The sequence below is a fragment of the Allobosea sp. Root670 genome, assembly GCF_001429415.1.
Taxonomy (GTDB): domain Bacteria; phylum Pseudomonadota; class Alphaproteobacteria; order Rhizobiales; family Beijerinckiaceae; genus Allobosea; species Allobosea robiniae.
The window spans coordinates 1,109,562-1,136,072 of sequence record NZ_LMJU01000001.1; the positions used below are offsets into that span (position 1 = coordinate 1,109,562).

The 26,511-nt window shown below is 66.6% G+C and carries 25 protein-coding genes; 12 read left to right on the plus strand and 13 right to left on the minus strand.

All coding sequences use genetic code 11. The features are described 5' to 3' along the window. Window positions 1–6: 6 nt before the first annotated feature. A complete protein-coding gene (locus tag ASE61_RS05085; RefSeq protein WP_061965193.1) occupies window positions 7–639 on the minus strand; it encodes a LysE family translocator in 633 nt (210 codons plus the stop codon). 172 nt (window positions 640–811) lie between these two features. On the opposite strand from ASE61_RS05085, the gene ASE61_RS05090 reads away from it, so the two are divergent. Continuing rightward, complete coding sequence (locus ASE61_RS05090) at window positions 812–1,369, plus strand: hypothetical protein (protein WP_061965195.1); 558 nt, start codon at window positions 812–814, stop codon at window positions 1,367–1,369. Here the strand turns inward: ASE61_RS05090 and ASE61_RS05095 are convergent. From ASE61_RS05095 to ASE61_RS05105, 3 genes are all read right to left on the minus strand, one after another. After that, complete coding sequence (locus ASE61_RS05095) at window positions 1,366–1,872, minus strand: DinB family protein (RefSeq protein ID WP_061965197.1); 507 nt, start codon at window positions 1,870–1,872, stop codon at window positions 1,366–1,368. The genes ASE61_RS05090 and ASE61_RS05095 overlap by 4 nt on opposite strands. A gap of 13 nt (window positions 1,873–1,885) precedes the next feature. Beyond that, on the minus strand, window positions 1,886–3,109 hold the full coding sequence (locus ASE61_RS05100) for an NAD(P)/FAD-dependent oxidoreductase (protein WP_061965199.1): 1,224 nt from the start codon (window positions 3,107–3,109) through the stop codon (window positions 1,886–1,888). A 94-nt stretch (window positions 3,110–3,203) separates the two neighbouring features. After that, window positions 3,204–4,118: a LysR family transcriptional regulator gene (locus ASE61_RS05105; protein WP_061965201.1), complete on the minus strand. Its 915-nt coding sequence runs from the start codon at window positions 4,116–4,118 to the stop codon at window positions 3,204–3,206. 165 nt (window positions 4,119–4,283) lie between these two features. Between ASE61_RS05105 and ASE61_RS05110 the strand changes: the two genes are divergently transcribed. The 4 genes from ASE61_RS05110 (at window position 4,284) to ASE61_RS05125 (ending at window position 10,097) form a co-directional block, all read left to right on the plus strand. Next, window positions 4,284–5,804: an aldehyde dehydrogenase family protein gene (locus ASE61_RS05110; protein WP_061965203.1), complete on the plus strand. Its 1,521-nt coding sequence runs from the start codon at window positions 4,284–4,286 to the stop codon at window positions 5,802–5,804. Window positions 5,805–5,931: 127 nt separating this feature from the next. Continuing rightward, window positions 5,932–7,128, plus strand: coding sequence for an acyl-CoA dehydrogenase (locus ASE61_RS05115; protein WP_061965205.1), 1,197 nt, complete (start codon window positions 5,932–5,934; stop codon window positions 7,126–7,128). Window positions 7,129–7,240: 112 nt separating this feature from the next. Beyond that, window positions 7,241–8,428 carry a CaiB/BaiF CoA transferase family protein gene (locus ASE61_RS05120; RefSeq protein ID WP_061965207.1) on the plus strand — a complete coding sequence of 396 codons (1,188 nt, stop codon included), beginning with the start codon at window positions 7,241–7,243 and terminating at the stop codon, window positions 8,426–8,428. Next, window positions 8,421–10,097 carry a thiamine pyrophosphate-binding protein gene (locus tag ASE61_RS05125; RefSeq protein WP_061965209.1) on the plus strand — a complete coding sequence of 559 codons (1,677 nt, stop codon included), beginning with the start codon at window positions 8,421–8,423 and terminating at the stop codon, window positions 10,095–10,097. Before ASE61_RS05120 ends, ASE61_RS05125 begins: the two co-directional genes overlap by 8 nt. On the opposite strand, the gene ASE61_RS05130 is transcribed toward ASE61_RS05125, so the two are convergent. Next, window positions 10,094–10,636: a cytochrome b gene (locus tag ASE61_RS05130; protein WP_061965211.1), complete on the minus strand. Its 543-nt coding sequence runs from the start codon at window positions 10,634–10,636 to the stop codon at window positions 10,094–10,096. The genes ASE61_RS05125 and ASE61_RS05130 overlap by 4 nt on opposite strands. A gap of 11 nt (window positions 10,637–10,647) precedes the next feature. After that, window positions 10,648–11,244 (minus strand): YceI family protein, encoded by a 597-nt coding sequence (locus ASE61_RS05135; RefSeq protein WP_082617093.1) that lies wholly within the window; start codon window positions 11,242–11,244, stop codon window positions 10,648–10,650. Window positions 11,245–11,401: 157 nt separating this feature from the next. On the opposite strand from ASE61_RS05135, the gene ASE61_RS05145 reads away from it, so the two are divergent. Continuing rightward, complete coding sequence (locus tag ASE61_RS05145) at window positions 11,402–11,896, plus strand: hypothetical protein (RefSeq protein ID WP_061965217.1); 495 nt, start codon at window positions 11,402–11,404, stop codon at window positions 11,894–11,896. 10 nt (window positions 11,897–11,906) lie between these two features. On the opposite strand, the gene ASE61_RS05150 is transcribed toward ASE61_RS05145, so the two are convergent. The 6 genes from ASE61_RS05150 to ASE61_RS05175 form a co-directional block, all read right to left on the minus strand. Next, the gene (locus tag ASE61_RS05150; protein WP_082617101.1) at window positions 11,907–12,506 is read right to left on the minus strand and encodes an HdeD family acid-resistance protein; all 600 of its coding nucleotides are present in this window, start codon (window positions 12,504–12,506) and stop codon (window positions 11,907–11,909) included. A gap of 110 nt (window positions 12,507–12,616) precedes the next feature. Beyond that, entirely contained in the window at window positions 12,617–13,327 is a 711-nt protein-coding gene (locus ASE61_RS05155; protein WP_061965219.1) for an SDR family NAD(P)-dependent oxidoreductase, read from the minus strand. An 8-nt stretch (window positions 13,328–13,335) separates the two neighbouring features. After that, entirely contained in the window at window positions 13,336–14,304 is a 969-nt protein-coding gene (gene tal, locus ASE61_RS05160; protein WP_061965221.1) for a transaldolase, read from the minus strand. Window positions 14,305–14,515: 211 nt separating this feature from the next. Next, window positions 14,516–15,352: a carbohydrate ABC transporter permease gene (locus ASE61_RS05165; RefSeq protein WP_061965223.1), complete on the minus strand. Its 837-nt coding sequence runs from the start codon at window positions 15,350–15,352 to the stop codon at window positions 14,516–14,518. Beyond that, window positions 15,349–16,224, minus strand: a complete 876-nt coding sequence (locus tag ASE61_RS05170) for an ABC transporter permease subunit (protein ID WP_113585375.1) — start codon at window positions 16,222–16,224, stop codon at window positions 15,349–15,351. The genes ASE61_RS05165 and ASE61_RS05170 overlap by 4 nt, the downstream gene beginning before the upstream one ends. A 165-nt stretch (window positions 16,225–16,389) precedes the next feature. Continuing rightward, the gene (locus ASE61_RS05175) at window positions 16,390–17,772 is read right to left on the minus strand and encodes an ABC transporter substrate-binding protein (protein ID WP_061965227.1); all 1,383 of its coding nucleotides are present in this window, start codon (window positions 17,770–17,772) and stop codon (window positions 16,390–16,392) included. A gap of 235 nt (window positions 17,773–18,007) precedes the next feature. On the opposite strand from ASE61_RS05175, the gene ASE61_RS05180 reads away from it, so the two are divergent. From ASE61_RS05180 to ASE61_RS05190, 3 genes are all read left to right on the plus strand, one after another. Continuing rightward, window positions 18,008–18,988 carry an ABC transporter substrate-binding protein gene (locus tag ASE61_RS05180; RefSeq protein ID WP_061965637.1) on the plus strand — a complete coding sequence of 327 codons (981 nt, stop codon included), beginning with the start codon at window positions 18,008–18,010 and terminating at the stop codon, window positions 18,986–18,988. Window positions 18,989–19,019: 31 nt separating this feature from the next. Continuing rightward, window positions 19,020–20,771, plus strand: coding sequence for an ABC transporter permease (locus ASE61_RS05185; protein ID WP_082617109.1), 1,752 nt, complete (start codon window positions 19,020–19,022; stop codon window positions 20,769–20,771). Between the two features lie 86 nt (window positions 20,772–20,857). Beyond that, window positions 20,858–22,165, plus strand: a complete 1,308-nt coding sequence (locus ASE61_RS05190) for a diguanylate cyclase (protein ID WP_061965229.1) — start codon at window positions 20,858–20,860, stop codon at window positions 22,163–22,165. Window positions 22,166–22,167: 2 nt separating this feature from the next. On the opposite strand, the gene ASE61_RS05195 is transcribed toward ASE61_RS05190, so the two are convergent. Next, complete coding sequence (locus ASE61_RS05195; RefSeq protein ID WP_061965231.1) at window positions 22,168–23,097, minus strand: LysR family transcriptional regulator; 930 nt, start codon at window positions 23,095–23,097, stop codon at window positions 22,168–22,170. 123 nt (window positions 23,098–23,220) lie between these two features. On the opposite strand from ASE61_RS05195, the gene ASE61_RS05200 reads away from it, so the two are divergent. Genes ASE61_RS05200 through ASE61_RS05210 form a run of 3 tightly spaced genes read left to right on the plus strand, consistent with a single transcriptional unit; the run spans window position 23,221 to window position 26,442 of the window. Further along, complete coding sequence (locus tag ASE61_RS05200) at window positions 23,221–24,717, plus strand: CoA-acylating methylmalonate-semialdehyde dehydrogenase (protein WP_061965233.1); 1,497 nt, start codon at window positions 23,221–23,223, stop codon at window positions 24,715–24,717. 22 nt (window positions 24,718–24,739) lie between these two features. Further along, complete coding sequence (locus ASE61_RS05205) at window positions 24,740–25,291, plus strand: hypothetical protein (RefSeq protein WP_061965235.1); 552 nt, start codon at window positions 24,740–24,742, stop codon at window positions 25,289–25,291. Further along, a complete protein-coding gene (locus ASE61_RS05210) occupies window positions 25,288–26,442 on the plus strand; it encodes an isobutyryl-CoA dehydrogenase (RefSeq protein WP_170843314.1) in 1,155 nt (384 codons plus the stop codon). The genes ASE61_RS05205 and ASE61_RS05210 overlap by 4 nt, the downstream gene beginning before the upstream one ends. Window positions 26,443–26,511 lie beyond the last annotated feature (69 nt).

Genomic DNA, 26,511 nt, shown 5'->3' on the forward strand with positions numbered 1-26,511 from the left:
GGTTGGCTAGCGCCGCGATTCCATCGCCATGCGCAGCGCGAAGCCGGCGAGCACGGTACCCATGATCCAGCGCTGGACCAGTGACCAGAACGGCCGCGTCCGCAGGAACAGCGCGATGCTGCCGGCGGCCGTCGCAATCAGAGCGTTGACGCTGCCGCTGATCGCGATCTGGACGAAGCCGAGCACGACCGACTGGCTGAGCACATGGCCGGCTGCCGGGTCGATGAATTGCGGCAGCAGCGCGAGGTAGAACATCGCGATCTTCGGGTTGAGCAGGCTGGTCAGGAAGCCCATGGCGAAGAGCTTGCGCGGCCCGTCATGGGGCAAATCGCGGACATGGAAGGGCGAGCGCCCGCCCGGCCGCACCGCCTGCCAGGCGAGCCAGAGCAGATAGGCCGCGCCGCCAAGCCGCAGCACGTCATAGGCATAGGGCACGGCGAAGAGCAGCGCCGTGATGCCGAAGGCGGCGCAGAACATGTAGACGAAGAAACCGAGGATGACGCCGCCGAGCGAGATCAGCCCCGCGCCCCTGCCCTGCGCGATCGATCGCGAGATCAGGTAGATCATGTTGGGGCCGGGCGTCAGCACCATGCCGAGCGCGATCAGCGAGAAGGTGATGAGGGTCGTCGTCTCGGGCATCTGAAGCGCTCCGGCGGAACTCAGCGCTTGGACCATGGATCGCGAGAACCGGCAATCGGCTGCGCCGTGGGAACGGCCATGCAAGTCTCGCCATGCGGAGAGCCCTGCCCCGCCACAAGGGAACCCACCGGTTTGCCGGCGGTTGTCGCCTGCAAGCGGATCGGGGGGAAACATGACGCTGTTCAGCCGGCTGCTCTACACCATCATCTCTGTCGCGCTGCTCGGTGCCTCGATCGTGCTGATCGGCGTCGCGGTCTGGCGGACCTCGCAGGGCTTCTGGACCGGCGAAGGCGCGCTCGACACGATGCTCGACGCGATCGGGCTTGTGATCATCGCGGTCGCCGTCGCCGATGTCGGCAAGTTCCTGTTCGAGGAGGAGGTGGTGGCCGACCGCGAAATGCGCCGCCCGGCCGAGGCACGGGGATCGCTGACCAAGTTCATGTCGATCATGATCGTGGCGCTCTCGCTGGAATCGCTGGTGCTGATCGCCAAGACCTCGCGCGAGACCATGGGGGACATCGTCTATCCCGGCCTGCTGATGCTGCTCGCCGTGCTGGCGCTGGTCGGGCTCGGCCTGTTCCAGAAGCTCAGCCAGAACGCGACGGCTGCGGTGCCGCCGGATCGGGGCGAGGATGAGGAAGGCGAAGCCGAGGAACGACCGCTCGCGATCGGCAAACCGTCCACACATTCCAGACGTCGCCCGGCTGCGCCAGCCGCTGATCCTGCCTAGCGCGGCTCATCGACCAGGAGCAGATCGGTGTCATCCGGCTTCGCCCCCGCCGCCGTGAGCATGGCGTGGATCTGGCCGCGATGATGGGTCTGGTGGTTGAAGAAATGCGCGATCACGAAGCCGCGCGGCTTGCCCATCTCGCGGCCAGCGGCGCCGGAATACCAGATCAGCGTCCCGCGCAGCCAATCGGCCGTGACCTTGTCCGCCCAATCGAGAATGAACTCATCGCGCTGGCGCCGGCGCGCTGAGAACTGCGCCCAGCCCTCGAAATAGACAGCCGAATCACGGCCGCCGACAGCCGGCTTCTCGCTGCCGATGAGGCGGCTGAGCCAAGTCTCGTCGCCCCAGAGGATGTGGTTGAAGGTGCCGTGGATCGACTTGAAGAAGGCGCCGCGATCGAGCTTGCGGGCCGCATCGGTCAAGCTGTCCGCTGCCGCCATCAGGCTGCGGTTCTGCCAGGCATTGTAGCGGGCCATGGTCTGGACGAAAGCGGGATCGACCATGGCGGCCTCCTCGTCAGATGACGTTGGCCTCCTTGAGCGGCCTCCCCTCCACGATGCGCTCGTGGCCGAGATCGGCAAGGTCGAGCGAGCGATAGCGGCCATGCGCGATATGCTCGGCAAGCCCACGCCCGACCGCCGGAGACTGCTGCAGGCCGTGCCCGGAGAAGCCGTTGGCGAGATAGAGGTTCGGCAAACCCACCGCAGGGCCGATGATGGCGTTATGGTCGAGCCCGCACATGTCGTAGGGACCGGCCCAGGCGCGGCCGGGCTTGATCTGCTCGAAGGCCGGGATGCGGGTGGCGAGCGAAGGCCAGACCACCTCCTCGAAGAAGCCCCAGTCGACATCCTCGGCCGCCGGGTCGTTCTCGATCCATTCGACATCCTGCTCCGGCGTCAGCGGCGAGCAGCTGCCGATGAAGAGCTGGCCTTCCGCCGTGCGCTTGCCTTCCTGCCGGCACCAGGCGCCGGTCGTGTCGATCAGGAGCGGGCAGCCATCGACATCGCCCTTGCAAGTGAAGGTGAAGACATAGCGTTTCATCGACTTCACCGGGATTTCGATCCCTGCCGTCGCGGCGAGCCTGGCGCCATGGGTGCCGCTGGCGTTGACGACAGCGCCGCAGGCGATGCGGCTGCCATCCGCGAGCTCGACAGCGGTGACGCGTCCGCCCTCCGTGACATAGCGGGCAACCTCGCCCTGCCGGTACTCGACACCGAGGTTGCGCGCCTTCTTGCGGAAGGCCTGGAGCAGCGCCCAGCCGTCGAACCAGCCCTCGCCGCTGACGCCGAAAGTGCCGCAGGCAAGATCCTCGGTGTTGAGCCAGGGGAAACGTTGCTTCAGTGTCGCGGGGTCGTAGAGCGCGATATCGGCGCCCTCGGCCGCTTGCAGCTTCTGATTGGCTTCGAGGATCGGCGCGCCGGCTTCGCTGGCGAGATAGAGATAGCCGCCCTCGTGCAGGTCGATCGCCGGCACCTCACCCTCGACGGCGAGATGCTGGCCGATATTGCGCAGGAAATCGACGCCGAAGAGCGAGATGCGGATGTTCACCGCGCTGGAGAATTGCTGCCGGATCGAGGCGGCCGAGAGCGCCGAGGCGGAGAAGCGGTAGGTCGGGTCCTTCTCGATCACCACGACCTTGCCGGTGAAGCCGGGATCGGCGACGAGATGATAGGCGACGGAGGAGCCGATCGCGGCGCCACCGCAGATCACGACATCGGCGCTTTCGGAGACGGGCGGCATGGCAGGCCTCGCGCAGCCGGCTTCGCTGGAAAAAGCCGGGTTGGTGAATTTCGCGCATGAATGAACGAGCGCGAGGCGCTTGTCGAGAGGGGCCTTAGTTCGCCGGCGCGCATTCCCCGAGCAGCCAGTCGCGGAAGGCAACGACGGTCGGCAGATTGGCCTTTTCCTCGGGGTAGACGAGATAGTAGCCGTCGCGGCCGGTCACCGGTCGGTCGATGGGGATGACCAGCGAGCCGGAGCGCAATTCCTCCTCGACGAGGAAACGCGGCACGATGGCCAGGCCCAGCCCCGCCACCGCCGCCTGCGCTATCATGGCGAACTGCTCGAAGCGTGGCCCCATCAGCGCCCGCTCCGGCCCCAGTCCCTGCTGCTCCAGCCAGTCCGCCCAGGCGCGCGGCCGCGTCGATTGCTGGAGGAGCGGCGCGCGCAGCATGTCAGCCGCCTCCGTGATCCCGACGCGCGCCAGCAGGGAGGGCGCAGCGACGGGCACGACCTCCTCGCCCATCAGGCGATGCAGCCTTGCGCCCGGCCAGCTATCGGCGCCGAAATGCACGGCGGCGTCGACCTGCTCGCGGGCAAAGTCGAACGGCACCAGCTTAGTGGTGAAGTTGATGGTGATGCCGGGATGAGCCTCGATGAAGCGCGGCAGGCGCGGGATCAGCCAGCGCGTGCCGAAGGTCGGCAGGATCGCGAGATTAAGCACGCCGGCCGCACCGCGAAAGGCCATGGCGGAGACGGTCGCGGCTGCGAGACGGGACAGGCCGTCACGGATATCATTGGCATAGGCCGCGCCCGCCGCCGTCAGGCTGACACGCTTCTTGACGCGCTCGAACAGGCTGACGCCGAGCACCTTTTCGAGATGCGCGACCTGCCGGCTCACCGCGCCCTGCGTCAGGTTCAGCTCCTCAGCTGCGCGCGTGAAGCTGCCATGCCGGGCCGCCGCCTCGAAGGCGGCGAGCGCGGACAGCGAAGGCACCGAGAGCCGGCCGGGAACCAGAATATCATCCATGATAAATTCTCACCAAGTGATGAGAACATATCGGTTGCCGCCGCCCCAAGAAAGAGGGCATTCTGCAGGCCTCAAGCGCGGCGGCCTCCGGTTCCCGCGCCTTTATGTCATGCGCCCTAGGGCATGCGCCCTTTGGCTCCCGCTCGCGACCGCTGGAAGACAAAGATGGCCACATCCCTGCCGAAAGACACGCTCGCCCTGCTCAAGCGCCTCGGCGTTTCCGAAGCGTCTTACGCCGATGCCGGCCTGTCGGCCCGTTCGCCGATCACCGGCGAGACCGTCGTGACCCTGCGCGAGACGTCGCCGGCCGAGGCCGAGGCCGCGATCGGCCGGGCGCAGTCCGCCTATCTCGCCTGGCGCAAGGTGCCGGCGCCGCGCCGCGGCGAGTTCGTCCGCCTGCTCGGCGAGGAATTGCGCGCCGCCAAGATCGATCTCGGCCTGCTGGTGACGCTGGAAGCCGGCAAGGTCACCTCCGAGGGCCTCGGCGAGGTCCAGGAGATGATCGACATCTGCGACTTCGCCGTCGGCCTGTCGCGCCAGCTCTACGGCCTGACCGTCGCCACCGAGCGCCCGAACCATCGCATGATGGAGACCTGGCACCCGATCGGTATCTGCGGCGTGATCTCGGCCTTCAATTTCCCGGTCGCGGTCTGGTCGTGGAACGCGGCGCTCGCCTTCGTCTGCGGCGACAGCGTCGTCTGGAAGCCCTCCGAGAAGACCCCGCTGACCGCGCTCGCCGTGCAGGCCATCGTCGAGAAGACGATGAAGCGCTTCGGCCCCGAAGCGCCGATCGGCCTCTCGGAGGTCCTGATCGGCGGCCGCGAGCTCGGCGACATCCTGGTCCAGGATCATCGCGTCCCGGTCGTCTCGGCCACGGGCTCGACCCGCATGGGCAAGGAAGTCGGCCAGAAGCTGGCGGCCCGCTTCGCCCGCGCCATTCTCGAGCTCGGCGGCAACAATGCCGCGATCGTCGCTCCCTCGGCCGATCTCGACATCGCGCTGCGCGGCATCGCCTTCGCGGCGATGGGCACCGCCGGCCAGCGCTGCACCACGCTGCGCCGCCTGATCGTGCATGAAAGCGTCTATGACGCGCTCGTGCCGAAGCTCGCCAAGGTCTACGGCTCGGTGAAGATCGGCGATCCCCGCGAGGCCGGCGTGCTGGTCGGCCCGCTGGTCGACGAAGCAGCCTATCAGGGCATGCAGAAGGCACTTTCCGAGGCCAAGGCCGAGGGCGGCAAGGTCCATGGCGGCGAGAAGGTCGATGTCGGTTCCGGCGGCTTCTATGTCCGCCCGGCTCTGGTCGAGATGCCCAAGCAGTGCGGCCCGGTCGAGCGCGAGACCTTCGCCCCGATCCTCTATGTGATGAAGTACAAGTCCATCGACGAGGCGATCTCGATCCAGAACGCGGTCGGCGCCGGCCTGTCCTCCTCGATCTTCACGCTGAACATGCGCGAGGCCGAACTCTTCGTCTCCGACGAGGGTTCGGATTGCGGCATCGCCAACGTCAATATCGGCCCCTCGGGCGCCGAGATCGGCGGCGCGTTCGGCGGCGAGAAGGAGACCGGTGGCGGCCGCGAGGCCGGCTCGGACGCCTGGAAGGCCTATATGCGCCGCGCCACCAACACCGTGAACTACGGCACCACGCTGCCGCTGGCTCAGGGCGTCAGCTTCGACGTGGATGCGTGACACAGAACGTCATTCCCGGGCGCCTGATAGCGGCGGCCCGGGAATCTCATGACAAGAAGACACTGGTTTCCGGGATGGTCGGGTCAAGCCCGACCATGACGGTCTGAATATCAGGGAGACGAACATCATGGCCGGCAGCCACAAGCTCGCGAAGTTCACCTGGGACGATGCCTATCTGCTCGACGAGCAGCTGAACGAGGACGAGCGGCTGATCCGCGACACGGCCCGCGCCTATGCGCAGGAGAAGCTCGCTCCCCGCGTCACGGAAGCTTATCTCGACGAGAAGACCGACCGCTCGATCTTCAACGAAATGGGCGAGCTCGGCCTGCTCGGCGTCACCGTCCCCGAGGAATACGGCTGCGCCGGCGCCAATTACGTCTCCTACGGGCTCGTCGCCCGCGAGGTCGAGCGCATCGACTCCGGCTATCGCTCGATGATGTCGGTCCAGTCCTCGCTCGTGATGTTCCCGATCTACGCCTATGGCAGCGAAGAGCAGCGCAAGAAGTACCTGCCGAAGCTCGGCTCGGGCGAATGGGTCGGCTGCTTCGGCCTGACCGAGCCGGATGCCGGCTCCGATCCCGGCGGCATGAAGACCCGCGCCGAGAAGGTCGCCGACGGCTACAAGCTGACGGGTTCCAAGATGTGGATCTCGAACTCGCCGATCGCCGACGTCTTCGTCGTCTGGGCGAAGTCAGCCGCGCATGACAACCAGATCCGCGGCTTCATCCTCGACAAGGGCATGAAGGGCCTCTCGGCGCCGAAGATCGGCGGCAAGCTTTCGCTCCGCGCCTCGATCACCGGCGAGGTCGTCATGGACGGCGTCATCGTTCCCGAAGAGAACCTGCTGCCGAATGTCTCCGGCCTGTCGGGCCCGTTCGGCTGCCTCAACCGCGCCCGTTACGGCATCTCCTGGGGCGTGATGGGCGCCGCCGAGGACTGCTTCCACCGCGCCCGCCAGTACGGGCTCGACCGCAAGCAGTTCAACAAGCCGCTCGCCCAGACGCAGCTCTACCAGAAGAAGCTCGCGGATATGCTGACCGAGATCACGCTCGGCCTGCAGGGCAGCCTGCGCGTCGGGCGCCTGCTGGACGACGGCAAGATGGCCCCGGAGATGATCAGCCTCGTCAAGCGCAACAATTGCGGCAAGGCGCTCGACATCGCCCGCCAGGCCCGCGACATGCATGGCGGCAACGGCATCCAGATCGAGTATCAGGTGATGCGCCATGCCGCGAACCTCGAGACGGTGAACACCTACGAGGGCACGCATGACGTCCATGCGCTGATCCTCGGCCGCGCGATCACCGGCCTGCAGGCGTTTTTCTGAAATCCAGCCGTCATCCGTCATGCCCGGGCCTGACCCGGGCATCTCGTCCCACGCGAACCTCCCCGGAGATGGTCGGGCCAAGCCCGACCATGACGCCCGAGTCGAACCCGCCATGACGACCCCTCCCCTCGCCGGCCTGCGCGTCCTCGAACTGGCGCGCATCCTCGCAGGTCCCTGGATCGGCCAGTTGCTGGCCGACCTCGGCGCCGATGTCGTGAAGGTCGAGGCGCCGGAAGGCGACGACACCCGCAAATGGGGCCCGCCCTTCGTCGAGGGCACCGGCGACGAGCATCTCTCCGCCGCCTATTTCCACGCCGCCAATCGCGGCAAGCGCTCGATCACCGCCGATTTCCGCACGGCCGAGGGACAGGCGCTGGTCCGGCGTCTCGCCGCCCATGCCGACGTCGTCATCGAGAACTTCAAGGTCGGCGGCCTGTCGAAATACGGGCTCGACGCGGCTTCGCTGCGCAAGGAGTTCCCGCGCCTCGTCTATTGCTCGGTCACCGGCTTCGGGCAGGACGGCCCCTATGCGCCGCGCGCCGGCTACGACTTTCTCGTCCAGGGCATGGGCGGGGCGATGTCGATCACCGGCGAGCCTGAGGGCGCGCCGATGAAGGCGGGCTATGCGGTCGCGGACATCTATACCGGGCTCTACGCCACGGTCGGCATCCTCTCGGCGCTCCGCCAGCGCGACACGACCGGGGAAGGTGCGACGCTCGATCTCGCGTTGCTCGACTCGCAGGTCGCGGTGCTCGGCAACCAGGCGATGAACTATCTCGTCGGCGGCAATCCCCCGCCGCGGCTCGGCAACGCCCACCCGAACATCGTGCCTTACGACGTCTTCTCGGTCGCGGACGGGCATATCATCATCGCGACCGGCAATGACGGGCAGTGGCGCAAGCTCTGCGAAGTGCTGGGCGAGCCGACGCTGGCCGACCATCCCGACTATCTCGACAACAAATCGCGCGTGAAGAACCGCGTCGCGTTGACCGCCAAACTGCACCTGCTCTGCCAGCGCTACGCCAAGCTCGATCTGCTGGCGGCGCTGGAGAAGGTCGGTGTACCGGCCGGGCCGATCAACGATATCGGCGAGGTCTTCGCCGATCCGCAGATCATCGCCCGCGGCGTCAAGGTCGACCTACCGGGCGAAGCCGCGAAGGCGGGCCACATTCCGACAGTCGCCTCGCCCATCGTCATGAACGGCGTGCGGCAGGTGGCCAAGCGTCCGAGCCCTCGGCTCGGCGAGCACGCAGACGACATCTTGAACGACCCGGCCTGGGGAGGGCCGCAGCATGGCTAATCGCACTGGCGGGCAGATCCTCGTCGACCAGCTTCTGATCCACGGCGCCACCGACGCCTTCTGCGTGCCGGGCGAGAGCTACCTCGCCGTGCTCGACGCGCTGCACGACGCCTCGATGAAGGTCACCATCTGCCGGGCCGAAGGCGGCGCCTGCATGATGGCGGAAGCCGCCGGCAAGCTCACCGGCAAGCCCGGCATCTGCTTCGTGACGCGCGGTCCCGGCGCCACCAACGCCTCGCCCGGCATCCATATCGCCGACCAGGACTCGACCCCGCTGATCCTCTTCGTCGGCCAGATCGACGGCAGCATGCGCGAGCGCGAGGCTTTCCAGGAGCTCGACTACCGCGCCGTCTTCGGCACGATGACCAAGTGGGCGACCGAGATCGACGATGCCGCGCGCATCCCGGAGATCATCAGCCGCGCTTTCCATGTCGCGACTTCCGGCCGCCCCGGCCCGGTCGTGATCGCACTGCCCGAGGACGTGCTGACCGACCTTGCGGATGTCGCCGACGCCGAGCCCTATCAGGTCACCGAGCAGCATCCCTCGCCCGTGCAGATGACCGATCTCGCCAAGCGCTTTGCTGCTGCCAAGTCGCCGGTCGCGATCCTCGGCGGCTCGCGCTGGAGCCCGGAGGCGATCGCCGGCTTCCAGGTCTTTGCCGAGCGTTTCGACCTGCCGGTCGCGGTCTCGTTCCGCCGGCAGATGCTGTTCCCGGCCGATCATCCGAACTTCGCCGGCGATCTCGGCATCGGCCCGAACCCGAAGCTGCTCGCCCGCATCAAGGAGAGCGATCTCGTCCTGCTGGTCGGCGGGCGCCTCTCGGAGATGCCGAGCCAGTCCTACACCCTGTTCGGCATTCCCAATCCGGGCCGGCCGCTGGTGCATGTCCATGCCGATCCGGAAGAGCTCGGCCGGGTCTATCGCCCGACGCTGGCGATCAATGCCTCTCCCGCCGGCTTCTGCGCCGCGCTCAAGACGATCGAGCCGCCCAAGGCCCCGGCCTGGAAGGGCGCCGGCGCTGCCGCGCACGAAGCCTATATCGCCTGGAGCGAGCAGCCGGCACCCGTGCCCGGTGAGTTCCATCCCGGCGAGATGGTGCGCTGGCTGCGCAGCCAGCTCCCCGAGGACGCCATCATGTGCAACGGCGCCGGCAATTACGCGACCTGGGTGCACCGCTTCCACCGCTTCAACAAGTTCGCGACGCAGCTCGCCCCAACTTGCGGCTCGATGGGCTATGGCGTGCCGGCCGCGATCGGCGCCAAGCGGCTCTTCCCGGAGCGCACCGTCATCGCCTTCGCCGGCGACGGCTGCTTCCTGATGAACGGCCAGGATTTCGCGACGGCCGTGCAGTACGACCTTCCGGTCATCGTCGTCGTCGTCGACAATGGCATGTACGGCACGATCCGTATGCATCAGGAGCGTGAATATCCCGGCCGCGTCTCGGCGACGACGCTGAAGAATCCGGATTTCGCGGCTTACGCCAAGGCCTTCGGCGGCCATGGCGAGCGCGTCGAGAAGACCTCCGAGTTCGCGCCGGCCTTCGAGCGCGCGGTGAAGAGCGGCAAGCCCGCGATCATCCACTGCCTGCTCGACCCCGAGGCGATCACGCCTGCCAAGTCGCTCTCGACGATCCGCGCCGAGGCCTTCGCGGCTCAGAAGAAAGACTAAGAACGGCCGAGCCACATCCGCTGCATCAGCCCGTCCCTGAGGACGAACTGATGCAGTAGGGCCGCGCCCGCATGGATGAAGGCGAGCGCGGCCATGATGTCGAACAGCGTCGCATGCGCCCGTAGCATCGCGTCATAGATGGCCTGATCCGGGCCGATCGGATGCGGCACCGAAAACAGCCCGAAGAACAGCGTCGGGATCTGGATCGGCGCGGCAGCCGCCATCAGGAAGCCGGTGACCGGCAGTGCCAACAGGCAGAGATAGAGCCCGCCCTGTACCGTCCCGGCCGCGACCCGCTGCCAGCGCGGCATCGGGACCGGCGCTGGCGCCGGCTGCAAGCGCCGAACGGCGAGGCGCAACAGAACCAATCCCGCGAGCGTGAGGCCGAAGGACTTGTGCCACTGGTAGAGCGCGAAGCGGGAAAGCAGGTCGCGCGTCTCGTCGCCCATCAGGCGGGACAGCCCATATTGCAGCAGGATAAGCATCACCGTCGCCCAATGCAGCAGGATGATCAGGGGATGCCAGGTGCGGGAGCGCATCGCCGGCCATCCTAGCGCGAGATCACGCCCTTGATGTCGATCTCGACCTGATCGTCGACGATATTGACCTCGCGCCCGATCGCGAAGGCAGCACGCGAGAAACTCGCACTGGCATGGAAGGGCAAAGTGCCGCCCGCGCGCATGCCGGCCGGATCGCTTTCGGCGACGGCGATAACCGTGACAGGCTGCGACGCGCCCCGAATCGTGAGCTGGCCCGTAATAGAGAGGCTGCGCTCACCGGTGCGCGCCACCTGTTGGGATACGAAGCTGGCAACCGGATAATGCGCGACGTCGAGCATCGTCTGCCCCTTGATGAAGCCGTCGACGAGATCGGCGCCCGTGCGCAGGGATGCGGTCTGGATCGTCATTCTGATCCGGCTGCGCTCCGGCCGGTCGAAATCGAGTGCGATGGTGCCGTCGACAGTGCCGAAACGGCCGCTCGCCGTCGGGATGCCGAAATGACGCGCCACGAAGACGACCCCCCGCCGTCTCTCGACAACGACCAGATGTCCTGCGCGAAGGCAGAAGCGGACGACGGCCCCAGAAGAGCCGCGACAAGCAGCGCACGCATCATCATGGCATGGCTCCTCGGCAGCCGGATGGCCCACATCTTAGGCCTGGCTCCCCACCGGCTGGCAGGGGCAGACACGCAGTTGTGAGTAAGCCCGGCCTCCGCGGGAAAGATTCTTAACCGCTTTCGTGAACCCGGACCGAACCTTTCGCGACCACACGTCGTTGGTAAGACGACGACGTGGAGGCAAGGTGATGACGCGGGCATGGATGATGCGATTGGCGACTGTCGCAGCGCTCGCCTTTTCGGCTGCGCCCAGCGCCCAGGCGGCAGGCCTCTTCGACGACCTCGCCCGTGCGCTGTTCGGCGGCGGGCCGCGCCTGCGGGCCTCGCCGATCTACGAATATGACGACGAACCGCGCAGGCGGGCGCCCCGCGCCCGCGCGCCGGAGGTTTCCTCGAAACCCAAGCCACCCGTCGTGCAGCTCGATCCCCAGGCCGACAAGGAATGGTATCTCAAGGACCCGACGCTGCGGCGCGGCGACATCGTGGTCACCGCGGGCGGCGTGCTGGTCTATCAGGGCCGCAGCGCCGATGCCGCGCGTCCGGCCGATTTCGTCGCGCTCGGCGGCAACGATGCCAAGGGCTGGAAGCAGCAGTTGCAGACTGCAGCGGCCGGCGGACGCGCCCGCTTCAGCGATCTCAGCACGCCCGCCAAGGCTGCCGTGACGGCCGAGGCCGCCGAGTAGGCGGCCGGCTTCAGCGCGGCTTCACCCCATCGAAAGTCGAGCGGATCGCGCGGGCGAGCGCAATCGCCGCCCAGCCTTGGAAGATCAATTCGACCGCGAAGAAGGTCCCGAGCACCCACAGGCTCGAACCCGGCCATTGCGCCAGGATCATGCCGCCGAGCAGCAGCGACAGCGCGCCCGAAAAAGCGATCCAGCCCCAGGCTGGCAGTTCCCGGTTCTGGAAGGCGACGACGAGGCGCAACACGCCGGTCGCGACCAGCGCCGCACCGGCCAGCAGCGTCAGCGAGGCCGTGGCGAGGAGTGGGTTGGCAAAAGTCATCAGGCCGACCGCGACATAGAGCAGGCCGATGAGGATATGCAGCAGGCGGCTCTTCCAGCCCTGATGCCGGAAGGCGTCGATCAGCACGACGATGCCGCCGACCAGGATCATCGCGCCGAACCAGATCGCACTGGCAAGGCTGAGCAGCGCGACCGCTCCGAGGCCGACGACGCCGAGAATGATGAGGGCGACGCCTGCCGCCATCAGCCAGCCGGAATTGCGCCGGAGTGGGACGAGATGCGTTGCAAGAGAGGAGCCCGAGCGGGGCGCGGATTCTGCAGGCGTGGTCATGGCCGACTCCGATTGGACGGGCCGCGACAGCCGGGGCGGCCTCGTCAGTGCAGGTCGCTATCAGAAGCCCGCGCGCAAGCCACGTCAATGATCTGGCGCAAGGCGCGCCGTCAGTAGGTCGCGCGACCGCCCGAGAGATCGAAGACCGCACCGGTCGAGAAGCTGCAGCGCTCGCTCGCGAGCCAGGCGACGAGTTCCGCCAATTCATCGACCGTTCCGAGCCGCTTCAGCGGGCTCTTGCCGATCATCGTTGCAACCGTCTCGGGGCTCATCTGCTGGAGCAGATCGGTCTCGATCGCGGCCGGCGCGACGGCATTGACGAGGACGCCCGTGCCGGCCAGCTCCTTGCCATGCGCCTTGGTGAAGGCGATGACGCCGGCCTTGGCGGCGCTATAGGCGGAAAGCGTCGGCGTGCCCTCCTTGCCGGCGAGGGAGGCGATGTTGACGATGCGGCCGTAAGCGCGCGGCACCATCACCTTCGCCACGGCCTGCGAGCAGAGGAAGGTGCCGGTCAGGTTGATCGCATGCACCTTCTGCCATTGCGCCAGCGGCGTCTCCGCCACTGTGGTCGAGGGGCCGGTCAGGCCGGCATTGTTGACGAGTACCGCGATGCGGCCGTGCTCGCGTTCTGTCGCGGCCAGGGCCTGCGCGACGGAAGCCTCGTCCGAGACGTCACAGGCGAGATGCCGGCGCCCCGCTGTCGCGGGCGTCGCGATATCCCAGACAACCGGGACGAGGCCGTCCTGCTCCAGCCGATCGGCGACCGCGGCGCCGATACCCTTGGCGCCGCCGGTGACGACGGCGATCCGCCGCTCCGCCATGGCTGGGCTCAGCCGAGCTTCGCGGCGACGAGCTTGCGCAGGCCGCGCAGGTCCTTGACGAAGCCGCGGATGCCTTCGGCCAGCTTCTCGGTGCCCATCGCATCCTCGTTCATGGCGAAGCGGAAGGCCTTTTCGTCGTAACCCAGCTTCTTGGCGACGCCCCCTTCCATCTGCGGCGACGAAGCCGGCGAAAGGCGGCGCGGCAGGTCGCCGGTCGCGGCGGCGAGTTCGTCGAGCAGGCCAGGCCCGATGGTCAGGCGGTCGCAGCCGGCCAGCGCCTCGATCTCGCCGGTGTTGCGGAAGGAGGCACCCATCACGACCGTCTTGATGCCGAAGGCCTTGTAATAGGCGTAGATGCTCTTGACCGAGACGACACCGGGATCGGTCTCGGCCGTGTAGGGGCCGCCGCCGGCCTTGACGTGCCAGTCGAGGATGCGGCCGACGAAGGGCGAGATCAGGAAGGCATTGGCCTCGGCCGCCGCGACCGCCTGCGGCAGCGCGAAGAGCAGGGTCAGGTTGCAGTCGATGCCCTCGCCCTGCAGCACCTTGGCGGCCTGCAGGCCCTCCCAGGTCGAGGCGATCTTGATCAGGATACGGTCCTTCTCGACGCCGCGCTCCTTGTAGGCGGCGATGACGGCACGCGCCTTCTCGATCGTCGCCTTGGTGTCGAAGGAAAGGTCGGCATCGACCTCGGTCGAGACGCGGCCGGGGACGATCTTGGTCAGCTCAGTGCCGAAGCTCACCGCGAGGCGATCGCAGACGGCATGGACGGCCTTCTCACCGCTGCCCTGCTTCTTGCCCCACCCGACCGCCTCGTCGACGAGATGGGCATAGGCCGGCGTCTCCACCGCCTTGAGGATCAGGGTCGGGTTCGTAGTGCAGTCGACAGGCTTCAGCCGGCGCACGGCCTCGATGTCGCCGGTGTCGGCGACGACGGTGGTCATCTGGCGGAGCTGGTCGAGCTTGGAGGCGGTCATCGGTCTATCCTCGGCAATTCTTCTTGTCGTAACGCATTCAATGTGGCGCCTGTTCACCGCAATGGCGAGAGCGATGAAGCAGTTCCGCCATGCGGCGAGCTGACGCCCGCGTCATGCCCCGGGCATCCCGTGAAGGACGGGCGCCTTTTCCGGCCTGAGCTTCTCGGGTCGAAGCTGCGCTTCGCCCGAGAATGACGCGTGGGGGACTCCCTCAGCTCTTCACTGCGCCCGAGGTCAGGCCGCCGACCATGTTCTTGCGGAACAGGTAGTAGATCACCGCCGGCGGGATGGCATAGAGCAGGCCCGCCGCCATCAGCAGGTTCCAGGGCGCGTCATCGGCCGAGAGGAAGAGGCCGAGGCCGACAGCAAGCGGAACCGCCTTCTCCGAGGAGAGCAGCAGGAAGGCGTAGAGATACTCGTTCCAGGCGAGCAGCAGCGCATAGATGCCGATCACCACCATCGAGGGCTTCATCAGCGGCAGGTAGACCAGCCGGAAGAGCTGGATCGAGGTCGCGCCATCCATCACAGCGGCCTCGTCGAGCTCCTTGGGCAATTTGTCGGAAGCCTGCTTCAGCACCCAGATCGCATAGGGCGAGGCGAGCGCGACCATCGCGAGGATCAGCGAGGCCTGCGTGTTGAGCAGCCCATAGGAGCCCATCGCCTTGTACATGGGAATGGCGAGGAAGGCGGCCGGGATCAGGTAGGTCGCGAGCGCGAGGTTCATCATCGTGCGCCCGCCCCGGACCTTGAGGCGGGCGATGGCGAAGGCCGCAAAGGTGGCGACGAACAGCGTGATCAGCCCCGTCGCGATCGCGATGAAGAAGCTGTTGAACATCTGCCGCCAGAAATTGTGCAGGTAGTAGTGCTGCTGCGCGAAGACGATCTGGAAATTCTGCAGCGTCGGCTGGTCGGGCCAGAGCTTGCCGGCCAGCATCGATTCCTGGTTGGAGATCGACAGCACGAAGAGGTGGTAGATCGGCAGCAGCGTCCAGACCAGGACGGGGATCGCGATCAGCAGCAGCTTGCCTTCGTCGAGGAGCTTTCTCATGCGTCGGGCCCCTTCGACAGGCGCTTCACCATCACGAAGACCATCGGCAGGATCAGCGGCATGGCAACGATGATCGAGGCGATGCCGAGATCGAGATTGTTGTTGCGCATGTAGCGGATGCCGAGCGTCGCCAGCACATGGTTGAGGTCGCCCGGCCCGCCGCCCGTGAGCAGGTAGACGCTGTTGAAGTCGCCCAGCGTCCAGATCATCGAGAGCATCGTCGAGGTGACGTAGAGCGTCGCCAGCGACGGCCAGGTGATGAACCGGAACTGCTGCCAGCGATTGGCGCCGTCGACGCTGGCGGCCTCGTAGAGGTCCTGCGCGATCGCCAGCCGGCCGGTGATCAGGATCAGCGTCCAGAACGGCAGCGACTTCCAGATGTGGACGAAGATCGAGGAGATGAAGGCGAGCGTCGGATCTGTGAGCCAGCCCGGCCCCTCCATGATGCCGAACCACTGGAAGAGCTGCTGGTTCACCATGCCGTTCTCGGGATTCAGCATCACCCGGAAGGACAGGATGGTCGGGATCGAGGGCACCGCCCAGGGCAGGATGAACAACACCAGCACGATCCGGATCCAGGGCCGCTGCTGTATGAAGAAGCCGGAGAGAGCGAGCGCGATCAGGAATTTCAGGTTCACCGCGACGAACAGGAAGATGACCGTGTTGACGACGGTGCGCAGGAAGATCGGGTCGGCGAAGAGCGCCCGGTAGGAATTCCAGTTGAGGCCGAGCCAGAGGCCATAGGCCACCGGGTAGACCACCATGACGGCGAAGACGAGGACGTAAGGGGCCAGCATGATGGCACCCCACATCGCGCGGTCGCGGGTGAAGCCCGAGTTATCCTCGCGTGGCGCCGCAAGCGGCGCGGTCATGACGGCTGAGCTCATGGACTCTCCGTGGAATTGTCACCCTGTGAAAGATACGCCGCGGCAAGGATTGCCGCGGCGGGTCGTCGATGCAAGCGGAACGAGGACCGGGCTCTACTGTCCTAGCATCGGCTTGGCCCGAAAAGTGGGAGCCACTTTTCGGGCCAATGCTCAGCCGGCGATCTGCTTGATGCGGGCGATCATCTCGTCCACGGCCTGCTCGGCCGGGATCTTGTCCTGGACGACGCGGTTCACCGCCTTGGCCCAGACGTTCTCGGCATTCACGGTCGTGAAATTGTAGTTGTAGACAAACTGGAACGGCACGGTGCCGTCCTTGTACTGCTTGTAGACGACCGCGCGATGCGGGTCCTTGCCATCCGACCAGAACGGCGCCTCGATCGCCTTCAGCGTCGTCGGCACCCAGCGCCCGGCCGAGCCTTCGACGAAGGGCCGCAGGTTCTCGTCCTTCATGAAGAAGGCCATGAACTCCTTGGCGCGCTTCTTGTTCTTGGCGTCGGCGAAGATCACCGCGGTCTTCACGGCGGCGAGGTTGGTCATCTTGCTGCCGTCCGCCTTGAGCGGGAACTCGGCGGTGCGGATGTTGTCCTCGTAGTTCTTCTTGGCCGTCGCCCGCTGCTCGGCCGTGAGCGCCTGGTTGCTCATGTCGTCCATGTGCTTGCCGGCGATCGAGATCGTGGCGTTGTGCGTGGCGACGGTGGTGCGATTGTGGAAGGCGACGTTGTTGTCGGGGTCGAGCCAGTTCACCGAGGAGGGCGGAGTGCAGCCGCGCTGGAAGATGTTGGCGTAGGACTTCACCGCCTCGACCATCGCCTTCTTGTTGGCGGGCTGGTCGAGCACGATCTTGCCGTTCTCGTCGACGACCTGGGCGTTATAGGCGTTGGCGAAGGTCAGGAACGAATAGAAGGTGTCGGACGCCGCGATGCCCATCGGGTGGCCGATGCCGTAGACGCGCTTGCCCTTGGCGCGCAGCGCGCCCTGGACCTTGTCGCACCAGAAGTCCCAGTAGCCGTTCCAGGTCTTCGGGATGTCGGCCTCCTTGAAGCCGGCCTCCTCGAGCATGTCCTTCCAGTAGGTGATGTGCATCATCTGCTGCTCGACCGGGAAGGCATAGTATGACTTCTTGCCGGTCTTGCCGTTCATCAGGAAGGTGGTCGAGACCGCCATCGGCTGGAACTCGGCCTTCATCGGCTCGATCACGTCCGAGACGTCCTCGAGCTTGCCGTCATAGGCCCATTTGCCGGTGGTGCGGAAATCATAGGTCGTGCAGAAGCCGACGTCCGGGGGCGTGCCGGCATCGACCGCGCCGACCGATTTCGTGACGCAGTCCTCGGTCGCGTAGAGCGAGAGCTCGACCTTGACGCCCGTCGCCTTCTGGAATTTGTCGACGACCGCCAGCAGCGCGTCGTCCTCTCCCTTGTAGAAGCCCTTGGTGAACCAGGCCGTCAGCGTCTCCTGCGCCATCGCGGCGCCGGACCAGCCCGCTACGACTGCCGCGACAGCCGTTCCCATGGCGAAATGCCGTACAAGCTTCATCCGATATCCTCCCATTTAAACCGTTTTAAAGCGACCTTATGGTCGTCTTGCCGCGACCCTAATCGAAAAGCCCCGCCCGAAACAAGCCGGGCGAGCCCCGCTAAATAGTATTTCTAATTCCAGAGTGCGCAACTGGCCCGCAGCGTGGAAACCGGGGATCGTTTCATGGAACCGTCATCTGCCGGGACTACCGGCAGCGCCATCTCGCAGACGCGATCAAGAGATGGAGTTTGACATGCAGCGCAAGGCCCTGAGCGCCTTCATCATCGCGGCCGGCCTCGCGGCCGCGCCGCAGGCTTTCGCCATCGAGGGCAAGCTGGTGCTCTATACCAGCCAGCCCAATACCGACGCCCAGCAGACGATCGACGCCTTCAAGGCAAAATACCCCAAGGTCGATGTTTCCTTCGTCCGCGACGGCACGCCGCGCGTGATGGCGAAGCTCAAGGCCGAGTTCGAGGCCGGCGCCCCGCAGGCCGACGTGCTGCTCATCGCCGATGCCGTGACCATGGAAGGTCTCAAGAAGGACGGGCGCCTGCTCGCCCATGACAAGGCCGATCTCGCCGCCTATCCGGCCGGCATCCACGACCCGCAGAAGATGTGGTTCGCGACCAAGCTGATCACCACCGGCATCGTCTACAACACCAAGGCTACGATGAAGCCCGCGAGCTGGACGGACCTCGTCAAGCCGGAGGCGAAGAATCAGCTGGCCATGCCGAGCCCGCTGAACTCCGGCGCCGCGCTGATCCACACCATTACGCTCACCAGCAATCTTGGGGACGGCTGGGGCTTCTACGAGAAACTCAAGGAGAACGGCACGCTCGCCGCCGGTGCCAATGGCGATATCCTGCGCCAGGTCGCCACCGGCGAGAAGCTCTACGGCATGATCGTCGACTTCATGCCGATCCGCGAGAAGGCCAAGGGCGCGCCGGTCGAGTTCGTCTTCCCGAGCGAGGGCGTCTCCGCGGTCAGCGAGCCGGTCGCGATCCTGAAGACCACCAGGAACCCGGAAGCCGCCAAGGCCTTCATTGATTTCCTGCTCTCGAAGGAGGGCCAGGAGCTGGCGCTGAAGCAGGGCTATGTCGCCGCCCATCCCGACGTCGCCCTGCCGGCCGGCTATCCCGCCCGCAGCGCGATCAAGCTGATGGTCTTCGACGCCGCCAAGGCGCTCGCTGAAGAGACCGCCGCCCGCAAGCGCTTCGGCTCGATCTTCGAGTGATGACGGCTTCACTGCTGCAGCGGTCGGCGCGATGACGCTGGCCCTTGCCCGAAACAGCCGGCGGGAGTCCGCGATCGCGGTCCCGCCGGTTTCGCGTCTGCGCCTACCGGAAGGCTGGGGCCTGCCTGCGCTCGTCGTCGCGGTCGCTCTGCTGCTCGGCGGCCTGCCCTTCTTCCGACTGGTCGCGGCCGCCTTCGCCCCCGGCTGGCAATTCGCACCGGGGGAAGCCTTCGTCGAGATGGCAAGCCGCGCAGCGATGACCGCAACCTGGCATACGCTGGAAACGGCCTCGCTCTCGGCGCTCGGCGCGCTCCTTGTCGGCGGCATCGTCGCGCTGGCGCTCGGCGTCACCGATGTCAGGGGCAAGCGCCCCCTCGCCTTCGCCTTCGTCTTCTCGATGATGATCGCGCCGCAGGTGGCGGCGCTCGCTTTCCTGAGCCTGCTCGCGCCGAACTCGCCAATCCTCTCGCTGATCGGGCTCGCGCCGCCACCGGGCACGCCGAACCCGCTGCTCGGGCGCGGCGGCATCATCCTGGTCATGGCGCTGCATCATGCGCCGCTCGTCGCGATCACGCTCTGGACCGGCCTGCGCAGCATCCCGCAATCGCTGGTCGAGGCTGCCCAGATGGAGGGCGCCGCGCCTGCCACGATCACCACGCGGATCGTCATCCCGGTGCTGCGACCGCAGATCATCGCCGCCGGGCTGATCGCCTTCGTCGCAGGCGTCGGCAATTTCGGTATTCCGGCCCTGCTCGGCCTGCCCGTGAACTACCTGACGCTGCCAACGCTGATCTACCGCCGGCTGTCGAGCTTCGGCCCGTCGAGCCTCGGCGAGACGGCCGCGCTCGCGGTGCTGGTCGGCGTGGTCGCGGCGCTCGGCATCGTCGCCGCCGCGCTCGCCGCCCGCAACCAGCGTGGCAAGGTCGAGATCGAGCGGTCTCTGGAGCCCTATTGGCTGCTCGGCCCGGCCCGGCCCTTTGTCGCTGCTGGGCTCTGGCTGCTGCTCGCTCTCAAGCTCGGCTTGCCGCTGCTCGCCCTGCTCAGCGAGGCGCTGACTCCGGCCTTGGGCGTGCCCCTCTCCTGGCAGACACTGACCTTCGACAAGTTCACGGAAGTTCTGTTCCGGCAGGCGGTGACCATGCGCGCCTTCCGCAACTCGCTGATCTTCGCCGGCAGCGCCGCGCTGATCCTCGCTATCCTTGCGATCGTTTTCGCCTATGGGCTGGAAAGGCGGCTCGGCAGGTTCCGTCGCGCCGTCGAGCTGATGATCGAACTGCCCTATGCGCTGCCGGGCATCGTCCTGGCCATCGCCTGCATCCTGATCTTCCTGAAGCCGTTGCCGCTGATCGGCGTCAGCATCTACGGCACGCCCTTCATCATCCTCTTCGCCTATCTCGCCCGCTTCCTGCCGCTGGCGCTGAAGGCGCCGGTCGCTGCGATGGCCCAGATCGAAGCGCATCACGAGGATGCCGCGAAGCTCGACGGCGCCAATCTCCCGCAGATGCTGCGCTTCATCGTCGCGCCGATCCTGGCGCCGGCTGCCGCCGTCTCGGCGCTGATGGTCTTCCTCGTCGCCTTCAACGAGTTGACGGTCTCGGCCCTGCTCTGGTCCTCGGGCACCGAGACACTCGGCGTCGTGCTGTTCAGCCTGAAGGAGGCCGGGCTTGCCGGCGAGGCGGCGGCCGTCGCGATCAGCGCCTGCGCCGTCATCCTCGTCGTGATGCTGGCGCTCGACCTGATCGGGCGCAACCGGCAGCACAATATCTTGCCCTGGCGGATCTGAGGCCTCTCCGTACAGGTCATCAAAGCGCAGCCGTTGTCTCAACAGATGTGACGGAAAATTAAACTTGGGGGCGCCCTAGATGGAGCATGGGTGCCCATCAGACATTACAGGCCAGGCCGGAGCCCGTGCCGGACGATCGCCAGATTCTCGTCATCGAGGATTCACGAACCTTCTCGCTGGCGCTGCGGCAACTTCTCCAGGCCGAGACCGGACTGCCTGTCACGACCTGCGCATCGCTGAAGGAGGTCAGCGACCTCATCGTCGCGGCGCCCGGCGCCTACGCGATCGCCGTGGTCGACCTCAACCTGCCGGATGCTCCTCGCGGCGAGGCGCTCGACTGGACCGTGACCCACGGCATCCCCTCGGTCGTCTTCACCGCCACCTTCGATCTCGCCACGCGCGGGCGGATCATGGAGCGGGAGGTGATCGACTACGTCCTGAAGGACAATGAATTCGCGCTTCCCAACATTGTCGGCACGGTCAAGCGGGCGCTCAACAACCGCAACACCCGCATCCTCGTCGTCGACGATACCCGCACCACCCGCAAGGTGCTCGCCCGGATGCTGTCGATCCAGCAATATGCCGTGGTCGAGGCCGGCTCCGGGCAGGAGGCGCTGGCGATGCTGGAGAGCAATCCCGACATCCAGCTCGTCGTCAGCGACTATTACATGCCCGACATGGACGGCTTCGAGCTGGCCCGGCGCATCCGCCGCCGCCATCCGAACGTGCGCGTCCTCGGCATTTCCTCCTCGACCGACCGGCAGACTTCAGCGGGGTTCCTCAAGGCCGGCGCGCATGATTTCGTCTCGCGCCCGTTCGTGCTGGAGGAGCTGCAATGCCGCATCGCCTCCAATGTCGAGGTCCTCGACCAGCTCAGGCAATTGCAGGACCTTGCAGCGCGCGATTTCCTCACCGGCCTGTTCAACCGCCGCCATTTCTTCGCCCGTGGCCGGCAGCTCGTCGGCGAAGCGCGCGATATGGACCTCCCGGTCTCGATCGCTATTCTCGACATCGACCATTTCAAGCGGCTCAACGACCGCTACGGCCATGACGGTGGCGACCAGGCGCTGACGGCGGTTGCGAGGACGCTGAGCATCATGGCCGAGCGCGGCTTCAACCTGCTCGCCCGCATCGGCGGCGAGGAATTCGCCATCATCTTCCCGGGTGCCGATCTCGCCGAGGCCGAGCGCCTGTGCGAAGGCATCCGGACGGCCATTGCCGGCGCGCCGCTGACCATCGAGGGAGAAACCCTGCCGCTCACGGTCTCGATCGGCGTCGCTTCGATCGGCCCCGGCGATGCGCTCGAAGCTGCCCTCGGGCTGGCCGACCAGGCGCTCTACACAGCCAAGCAGGGCGGGCGCGACAAGGTCCACACCGCTACCGCTGTCGCCTGAGGCTATTCCGCTGCGATGCGCGACTCGGCCCTGTGCTCGCCCATCAGCAGGGCACGCGACGCCTTCACCTCGCGGACGACGAAGTCGACGATGGCGCGAACTCGCGCGACATCCTTCAGGTCGGCGTGGACCAGGAGCCAGAAGGAGCGCGTGATCGAAACCGTCTCGGGCAGGACGGGCACGAGCCGCTTCTCTCCTTCCGCCATGAAGTGATGGATCACGCCGATGCCGGCACCGGCGGCGACGGCATTCATCTGGGCGATGACGCTCGAGCTCTGGACATGGGCGCGCAGGCCCTTGGCAACCTCGTCGAGATAGTCGAGCTCGGGCGAGAAGATCAGGTCGTCGATATAGCCGATGATGCGATGCTCGAAGAGATCCTCCGGCTTGGTCACCGGCGGCATCGAGGCGAGGTATTCCGGCGAGGCGTAAAGCCCGAGGCGGTAGTCTGAGAGCTTGCGGGCGACGACCTTGCCTTCCTTGGGCGGGGCCAGCGTGATCGCGACATCGGCCTCCCGCTTCGACAGCGAGAGCAAACGCGGCATGGCGATGAGCTGGATCTCGAGGCCCGGATAGGATTTCGCGAACAGTGCCAGGCGTGGCGCGAGGAACGAAGTGCCGAGACCATCCGGTGCGCCGATCCTGACGGTGCCCGACAGCGCCATGTCGGCGCCACCAATATCGCTCTGGATCGCGAGCGCCTCGGTTTCCATGCTTTCCGCCTTGGCGAGCAGGCGCTCGCCGTGAGCGGTCAGCATGTAGCCCTGCGGGCGGCGCTCGAAGAGCTTGGCCTTCAGCGCCTCCTCCAGCGAGGTGATGCGGCGCGAGACGGTGGCATGATCGGCGCCGAGGCGGCGCGCCGCCGCGGTCAGGCGCCCGGAACGCGCGACGGCAAGGAAAAAGCGGAGGTCGTCCCAGTCGAAGCGCTCCAAGGTCCTCTCCCCGTATTTGTGTTTTCGCACGGCCGACGTTTCACTCTCGCTATAGCCGTGCATAAACGAGAATGGTAGGGAGGATGCGGGATCATCGCACCATCAGTTCGTAGGGAGGGCGCCATGCGTCAGGTTGGACATTTCATCGGCGGCAAGCATGCCGCGGGCACGTCGGGTCGCACGGCCGACATCTACCAGCCGATGGACGGCACGATCATCGGCAAGGTGGCGCTGGCCTCGACGGCCGAGCTCGACGCCGCCGTGCGGAACGCCGCCGAGGCGCAGCCGAAATGGGCCGCCGTCAATCCGCAGCGCCGCGCCCGCGTGCTGATGAAGTTCATCGACCTGATCGCGCAGAACAACGACGCGCTCGCCGAACTGCTCGCCCGCGAGCACGGCAAGACCATTCCCGATGCCAAGGGCGACATCCAGCGCGGCGTCGAGGTCCTGGAATATTCGCTCGGCATCCCGGGCCTGATGAAGGGCGAGTTCACCGACGGCGCCGGCCCCGGCATCGACATCTATTCGATGCGCCAGCCGCTCGGCGTCGTCGCCGGCATCACCCCGTTCAACTTCCCGGCGATGATCCCGCTCTGGAAGCTCGGCCCAGCCATCGCCTGCGGCAATGCCTTCATCCTGAAGCCCTCCGAGCGCGACCCCGGCGTGCCGATGCGCTTCGCCGAGCTGTTCATCGAGGCCGGCGGCCCTCCCGGCATCCTCAACGTCGTCAACGGCGACAAGGAAGCCGTCGACGCCATCCTCGACCATCCCGAGATCAAGGCCGTCGGCTTCGTCGGCTCGACCCCGATCGCGGAATACATCTACGCCCGCGGCTGCGCGGCCGGTAAGCGCGTGCAGTGCTTCGGCGGCGCCAAGAACCACATGATCATCATGCCGGACGCCGACATGGACCAGACCGTCGATGCACTGATCGGCGCGGGCTACGGCTCGGCCGGCGAGCGCTGCATGGCGATCTCGGTCGCCGTCCCGGTCGGCAAGGCCACCGCCGACGAGCTGGTCAAGCGCCTGATCCCGCGCGTCGAAAGCCTGAAGATCGGCCCCTCGACCGATACCAGCGCCGATTACGGCCCGGTCGTGACCAAGGCGGCGATGGAGAAGATCAAGTCCTATGTCGATATCGGCGTGAAGGAAGGCGCCAAGCTCCTGGTCGACGGGCGCGACTTCAAGATGCAGGGCTACGAGAACGGCTTCTATGTCGGCGGCTGCCTGTTCGACAACGTCACCAAGGACATGAGCATCTACAAGGACGAGATCTTCGGACCGGTGCTCTCGGTGGTGCGCGCCGAGACCTATGACGAGGCGCTGAAGCTGACCAACGACAACGAATACGGCAACGGCACCGCGATCTTCACCCGCGACGGCGACGCGGCACGCGACTTCGCCTCGAAGGTCCAGGTCGGCATGGTCGGCATCAACCTGCCGATCCCGGTTCCGCTGGCCTATTACACCTTCGGCGGCTGGAAGCGTTCCGCCTTCGGTGACCTCAACCAGCACGGCCCGGACGCGATCCGCTTCTACACCAAGACCAAGACGGTGACGGCGCGCTGGCCGAGCGGTATCAAGGATGGTGCGAGCTTCGTCATCCCGACGATGAACTGAGGCGCCACCGACGGAGGAGGCTATGGAGCGACCGCTGCGCATCATCGCATCGTCGCTCGTCCTCCTCTGCGGCATGGGGCCGGCCCTCGCGACCGGCCCCTCGCCCGACGCCACACCCTCGTCCGAGGATGCGCTCTGCGAGCCGGGCGCATCCGAGAACGCGCCCCTCGGTAACGTGCAGCTCGCCCGTTGCCGCCGGCTCTGGCAGCAGCGGGTCGAGGCCGCCCGGGAGCGAAGCCAGAGCTATGTCGAGGGATTGATCGAGGATCGCCGGCAGCGGCGGGAACGCGCGGCGAGCCGGCCGCCGCCAACTCCTCCACCTGTGACGGTCGAAACCTTCCTCGGCAGCGATCTCGCCTATGGCGATGTGGTGGTGACCGACAAGGGACCGCGCGTCTTCGTCGGGAAGGCCGGGGAACCGGCAACCGCGGACGATTTTGTGGCCCTCGACGCGGCCCGGTCGCCGCATCGCGGCCGTGCCCAGCCCTATGACGGGGCCTATCCGCAGCCCAAACGCCCTCAGGTCGCGACGCAGCGGCCCGCCGCCCTCAAGCCCCAGGAGCGCCAGCCTTGAGCCCGTTTTCCCTGACCGAGGACCAGATCGCGATCCGCGACATGGCGCAGGACTTCGCCGCCGAGACATTGGCGCCCCATGCCGCGCGCTGGGACGAGGAGAAGCATTTCCCGGTCGAGGAAATGCGCGCCGCAGCCGCGCTCGGCATGGGCGGCATCTATATCCGCGACGATGTCGGCGGCTCCGGCCTCTCGCGTCTCGACGCAGCCTTGATCTTCGAGGCGCTCTCGACCGGCTGCCCGACGGTCGCGGCCTATATCTCGATCCACAACATGTGCGCCTGGATGATCGACCGCTACGGTTCGGACGAGCAGCGCCAGCGCTTCCTGCCGAAGCTCTGCACGATGGAGCATCTGGCGAGCTATTGCCTGACCGAGCCCGGCGCCGGCTCGGACGCTGCTGCGCTCAAGACGAAGGCGGTGCTGGACGGCGACCATTACGTTCTCGACGGGCAGAAGCAGTTCATCTCCGGCGCCGGCGTCTCCGACATCTATGTCGTGATGGCGCGTACCGGCGAGGCCGGCCCCGGGGGCATCTCGACCATCGTCGTCGAGAAGGACACGCCCGGCCTCTCCTTCGGCGCCAACGAGAAGAAAATGGGCTGGAACGCCCAGCCGACGCGCGCCGTGATCTTCGAGAACTGCCGCGTGCCCGTGACGAACCGCCTCGGCCCGGAAGGCATCGGTTTCAAGATCGCCATGGCCGGGCTCGATGGCGGCCGACTCAATATTGGCGCCTGCTCGCTCGGCGGGGCGCAGGGCGCGCTCGACCGATCCCTCGCCTATGCCAAGGAGCGCAAGGCCTTCGGCTCGGCCATCGCAGATTTCCAGGCGCTGCAGTTCAAGCTCGCCGATATGGCGACGGAGCTTGAGGCGGCCCGCAGCCTGCTCTGGCGCGCGGCGGCGGCGCTCGACGCCAAGACGCCAGATGCGACCAAGCTCTGCGCCATGGCCAAGCGCATCGCCACCGATACCGGCTTCGAGGTCGCCAACCACGCCCTGCAGATCCATGGCGGCTACGGCTATCTCGCCGATTACGGCATCGAGAAGATCGTCCGGGACCTGCGCGTCCACCAAATCCTCGAGGGCACCAACGAGGTGATGCGGATGATCGTGGCGCGCGGGCTGGTCGGCCGGTCGAAAGGGAATTGACGCCGGAGGCGTCATCCCGAACGCCGAACGGCGACCTGGGATGACAAGACGAGACAGCACCTTTTTCTG